This window comes from Bacillus sp. FDAARGOS_527 (assembly GCF_003812125.1).
GTDB lineage: Bacteria > Bacillota > Bacilli > Bacillales > Bacillaceae_G > Bacillus_A > Bacillus_A paranthracis.
This window is the reverse complement of the sequence record NZ_CP033795.1, coordinates 4,842,501-4,847,500: the sequence shown is the minus strand read 5'-3', so window position 1 is coordinate 4,847,500 and position 5,000 is coordinate 4,842,501. Positions and strand designations below refer to the sequence as shown.

Here is a 5,000-nt window from a genome sequence, read left to right as displayed (position 1 = left end):
CGCAATAACCATAGCCAAAATAACTTTTACATTTAAGATAAAAGGTATATTCAATATTCCCGACTCCGCTGCTCTGAAGATAAATGTATCATATCTGTCACCGCATGATATAGATTTTCTGGATGTTCAGCAATCCGGTGACATAAATACAAATACCACTCTTTCCCATAAGTCAAATATACTCTAGCGTTATGTCCTTTGTTTTTCAAATTACTTAGCATATCCGGACGAATTCCATATAACATTTCTATCTCTACATTAGATTGACTAAAATATTGACGGTGTTCCATCTCTTTAATAAGAATTTCATCATGTGTAGCTATAGATACAGGGTGATTGTTTTCAATTAATTGTTCTACAATTTGAAGATACTGCTGATTTAAATCGGTTGATCTAGGCATAGCAATATCCGGAACTTCTTGATAGGCACCTTTTACAACTCGTATTTTCCCTGGATAATGTAGGAGTTCTTGAATATCATTGTTCGAGCGATATAAATGTGCCTGAATTGTTATCCCTACGTTAGGATATTGCTCTGTTGTTTTTTTATAAATAGAAAGAATGTCCTCTGCCTTAGATGATTCTTCCATACTTATCATAAGGGTAGTTCCTTGTGCATTTGCCTTCTCTGCCAACTCCATTAAATGAATATAAGATATTTCTGGATCTATAGATAATCCAATATGCGATAAATCAAGTGATACTGTTTGTTTTATAGGAAGAGCACCCACGTCCCCAATAAGATTCAAAAACTCATTTTTTGCCTTATAACACTCCTTTATATCTAGCTTATTTTCCCCTATATACTCCAGTGAAGTATGATACCCTTTTGTAATTAGTTCTTTTGCCGTCACAATCCCCTCATGTCTCGTTTCTCCGGTGACAAAGCGTTTCGCAGCTTGCAACAATAACGCATAGAGCTCCGTGGATTGTTGTACATAGGATTTTATATATTCATTTCGTGCAATCGATTTAAATGCCTGAGCTACTTGAAATTCTTTCGTCATCACATTTTCATCTCCCTTAGAACTATTTGATCCAACTATAGCATGCTAAAATGGTTCGTATTAGTACCATTTTAGCCGAATTTTTATGGTACCAATTTTTGATGAAGGGAGCATTTATATGCTGTGGATACCTATTGACCGATCGTTAGATATTAGTTTAATTCGACAGGTTTATTACCAAATACGTGAGCGAATATTAAATGGAGAGCTACAGTCCGGAGAAAAGTTACCATCAACACGGGAATTATCTTCTGAGTTAAACGTATCTAGGAATGTAATTTTAGAAGCTTATGATCAATTATTTTCCGAAGGTTTTTTGGTCGCTCGACAGGGAGCAGGAACATTCATTGCTGAGGGGACTTATTTAGAACAACGTAAAAAATCAACTCTAATTGATTCTTTATCTTGGTGCGAAGAAATAAACAAAGACAGTAACATCATTAATTTTCGTTCAGGGATACCAGCATTAGACTTATTTCCACGCAAGAGATGGGCAAATTTGTCTCACACAATATGGCACGAAGCACCCCCTTCTACGTTTGGATACGATATTCCCGAAGGGCGTCCCGAATTAAGAAAGGCTTTATCACGCTATTTATTAAAAACAAGAGGAGTTTTTTGTCATCCAGAACAATTAGTGATTACTTCTGGTGCAACTCAAGCTTTAACACTTGTTTCTAAATTACTTTTATCAACGGGTGATGAAGTAATAATAGAAGATCCTATTACCAATGACATTCAAACAATTTTTAAAAATTCAGGAGCCTTCCTTTATCCTATACCAGTTGATGATAATGGGATGGATACATCTTTGCTACCTGTAAATAAAAATCCAAAATTTATCTTTATTACTCCTTCTCATCAGTTTCCTTTAGGTGGAACATTACCGATTCAACGACGGGTTCAATTGATTAACTACTCAAGAAAAACAAATTGCTACCTCATTGAAGATGATTATGACAGTGAATTTCGATATGAAGGCTCACCCGTAAGTTCATTACAAGGATTGGATCCCGAGCGTGTTATATATATAGGTTCATTTAGTAAAATTTTATCACCGGCCCTTAGGATGGGATACTTAGTTCTTCCCTCACACCTTATTGAAAAATGTCGCAAAGTAAAATGGTTTTCAGATCTACATACACCTTCTTTAAATCAGCTTGTTCTTGCTAAATTTATTACCGAAGATCATTTGGAACGGCATATTATGAAGATGAAAAAACTCTATAAAAATCGAAGAAACTTCCTTATCCAGCAATTAAAATTAGCATTCTCAAATAAGATCAATATTTTCGGCTATTCTACAGGATTACACTTGATTGTTGAATTCAATCAAGTTCAATTCACAAAAGAATTACTTGAGGAAATTCAACAACTCGAAGTAAAAGTATATCCCGTGGAAGACCACGCCATTAAAAAAGGAAAACATCATAATCAAATTATTATAGGGTACGGACATTTAACAACTGAAGAAATAAAAGAAGGGGTGAACAGGCTACAGAGGGCATTATCTTGTATATATTCTTGTTAACAAATAGACAGTTTAACCAACTTGACCATATTTTTCTGAAGGTACACTATTTACATGTGAAATCATAATTAAATCAAGGTGTTTCTTGTTAGATAAACGTACTTATAGAGGCGACATTAATTACAAGATTACTTCATTAAACACAAAAAAGACGAGTCATTCTGACTCGTCTTAAGCTTGCTTGGCGACGTCCTACTCTCACAGGGACAAGGTCCCAACTACCATCGGCGCTAGAGAGCTTAACTTCCGTGTTCGGTATGGGAACGGGTGTGACCTCTCTGCCATCATCACCAAACTATTGAAGGCATATTCCTTCAAAACTAGATAACATTTGCTACATATTATATGGTTAAGTCCTCGATCTATTAGTATTCGTCAGCTCCACATGTCACCATGCTTCCACCTCGAACCTATCAACCTGATCATCTTTCAGGGATCTTACTAGCTTACGCTATGGGAAATCTCATCTTGAGGGGGGCTTCATGCTTAGATGCTTTCAGCACTTATCCCTTCCGCACATAGCTACCCAGCTATGCCCTTGGCAGAACAACTGGTACACCAGCGGTGCGTCCATCCCGGTCCTCTCGTACTAAGGACAGCTCCTCTCAAATTTCCTACGCCCACGACGGATAGGGACCGAACTGTCTCACGACGTTCTGAACCCAGCTCGCGTACCGCTTTAATGGGCGAACAGCCCAACCCTTGGGACCGACTACAGCCCCAGGATGCGATGAGCCGACATCGAGGTGCCAAACCTCCCCGTCGATGTGGACTCTTGGGGGAGATAAGCCTGTTATCCCCGGGGTAGCTTTTATCCGTTGAGCGATGGCCCTTCCATGCGGAACCACCGGATCACTAAGCCCGACTTTCGTCCCTGCTCGACTTGTAGGTCTCGCAGTCAAGCTCCCTTATGCCTTTGCACTCTACGAATGATTTCCAACCATTCTGAGGGAACCTTTGGGCGCCTCCGTTACACTTTAGGAGGCGACCGCCCCAGTCAAACTGCCCACCTGACACTGTCTCCCGGGTCGATAAGACCCGTAGGTTAGAATTTCAATACAGTCAGGGCGGTATCCCACCAGCGCCTCCACCGAAGCTAGCGCTCCGGTTTCAAAGGCTCCCGCCTATCCTGTACAAACTGTACCAAAATTCAATATCAGGCTACAGTAAAGCTCCACGGGGTCTTTCCGTCCTGTCGCGGGTAACCTGCATCTTCACAGGTACTATAATTTCACCGAGTCTCTGGTTGAGACAGTGCCCAAATCGTTACACCTTTCGTGCGGGTCGGAACTTACCCGACAAGGAATTTCGCTACCTTAGGACCGTTATAGTTACGGCCGCCGTTTACTGGGGCTTCAGTTCAGAGCTTCGCTTACGCTAACCCCTCTCCTTAACCTTCCAGCACCGGGCAGGTGTCACCCCCTATACTTCGCCTTACGGCTTCGCAGAGAGCTGTGTTTTTGCTAAACAGTCGCTTGGGCCTATTCACTGCGGCTTTCCGTTAAGAAAGCACCCCTTCTCCCGAAGTTACGGGGTCATTTTGCCGAGTTCCTTAACCAGAGTTCTCTCGCACACCTTAGGATTCTCTCCTCGCCTACCTGTGTCGGTTTGCGGTACAGGCACCTTTTATCTCGCTAGAAGCTTTTCTTGGCAGCGGGGAATCAAAGACTTCGCTCCATAAGGAGCTTCCCCATCACAGCTCAGCCTTTACAATAAGCGGATTTGCCTACTTATCAGCCTAACTGCTTGGACGTGCACAACCAATCGCACGCTTCTTCTATCCTTCTGCGTCCCTCCATTGCTCAAACGATAAAGAGGTGGTACAGGAATATCAACCTGTTGTCCATCGCCTACGCCTGTCGGCCTCGGCTTAGGTCCTGACTAACCCTGAGCGGACGAGCCTTCCTCAGGAAACCTTAGGCATTCGGTGGACGGGATTCTCACCCGTCTTTCGCTACTCATACCGGCATTCTCACTTCTAAGCACTCCACCAGTCCTTCCGGTCTGACTTCACTGTCCTTAGAACGCTCCCCTACCACTGATACCATTCGGTATCAATCCGCAGCTTCGGTGGTGTATTTAGCCCCGGTACATTTTCGGCGCAGAGTCACTCGACTAGTGAGCTATTACGCACTCTTTAAATGGTGGCTGCTTCTAAGCCAACATCCTAGTTGTCTAAGCAACTCCACATCCTTTTCCACTTAATACACACTTTGGGACCTTAGCTGGCGGTCTGGGCTGTTTCCCTTTTGACTACGGATCTTATCACTCGCAGTCTGACTCCTAAGGATAAGTCATTGGCATTCGGAGTTTGACTGAATTCGGTAATCCGATGAGGACCCCTAGTCCAATCAGTGCTCTACCTCCAAGACTCTTACACTTAAGGCTAGCCCTAAAGCTATTTCGGGGAGAACCAGCTATCTCCAGGTTCGATTGGAATTTCTCCGCTACCCACACCTCAT

Annotated in this window: 2 protein-coding genes and 2 rRNA genes (1 of these 4 only partly in view); 1 reads left to right on the top strand and 3 read right to left on the bottom strand. The window is 42.4% G+C overall.

What is annotated here, in order from left to right; genetic code table 11:
- Window positions 1-50 precede the first annotated feature (50 nt).
- Window positions 51-1,007: a proline dehydrogenase family protein gene (locus EGX95_RS27975; protein WP_063246804.1), complete on the bottom strand. Its 957-nt coding sequence runs from the start codon at window positions 1,005-1,007 to the stop codon at window positions 51-53.
- Window positions 1,008-1,125: 118 nt separating this feature from the next.
- On the opposite strand from EGX95_RS27975, the gene EGX95_RS27970 reads away from it, so the two are divergent.
- Window positions 1,126-2,538, top strand: coding sequence for a MocR-like pyridoxine biosynthesis transcription factor PdxR (locus tag EGX95_RS27970; protein WP_000964408.1), 1,413 nt, complete (start codon window positions 1,126-1,128; stop codon window positions 2,536-2,538).
- Window positions 2,539-2,717: 179 nt separating this feature from the next.
- On the opposite strand, the gene rrf is transcribed toward EGX95_RS27970, so the two are convergent.
- Window positions 2,718-2,833: ribosomal RNA gene (gene rrf / locus EGX95_RS27965) — 5S ribosomal RNA — on the bottom strand.
- Window positions 2,834-2,883: 50 nt separating this feature from the next.
- Window positions 2,884-5,000: ribosomal RNA gene (locus tag EGX95_RS27960) — 23S ribosomal RNA — on the bottom strand; it runs 806 nt beyond the window's last position.

What these genes read in the sequence shown, in the direction of transcription:
- EGX95_RS27970 (WP_000964408.1), top strand. Translation starts at nt 1,126, where the DNA reads ATGCTGTGGATACCTATTGACCGATCGTTAGATATTAGTTTAATTCGA.
- EGX95_RS27975 (WP_063246804.1), bottom strand. Translation starts at nt 1,007, where the DNA reads ATGACGAAAGAATTTCAAGTAGCTCAGGCATTTAAATCGATTGCACGA.